The 380-nt window shown below is 63.2% G+C and carries 1 rRNA gene; it reads right to left on the bottom strand.

The features are described from left to right. Positions 1–377, bottom strand: a 16S ribosomal RNA gene (locus NE591_RS13210); the annotation flags it as partial. Positions 378–380 lie beyond the last annotated feature (3 nt).

Genomic DNA, 380 nt, shown 5'->3' with positions numbered 1-380 from the left:
CCCCCATTGCGCAAAATTCCCCACTGCTGCCTCCCGTAGGAGTCTGGGCCGTATCTCAGTCCCAATGTGGCCGGTCGACCTCTCAGTCCGGCTACCCATCGCGGGCACGGTGGGCCGTTACCCCGCCGTCTACCTAATGGGCCGCGACCCCATCCCGCGCCGTTAAGGCTTTCCCGGGGAGGCCATGGGGCCTCCCCGGAGCATCCGGTATTAGCCGCCGTTTCCAGCGGTTGTCCCGGAGCGCGGGGCAGGTTGGTCACGTGTTACTCACCCGTTCGCCACTCTATACACGGCCGAAGCCGTCTTAATCGTTCGACTTGCATGTGTTAAGCACGCCGCCAGCGTTCATCCTGAGCCAGGATCAAACTCTCCGTTCGAAC

Origin of the sequence: Adlercreutzia sp. DFI.6.23, from assembly GCF_024462535.1 — a bacterium.
GTDB classification, from domain to species: domain Bacteria; phylum Actinomycetota; class Coriobacteriia; order Coriobacteriales; family Eggerthellaceae; genus Adlercreutzia; species Adlercreutzia rubneri.
Note: the sequence above shows the minus strand (reverse complement) of the source record. Positions and strands in the feature narration are given on the sequence as shown.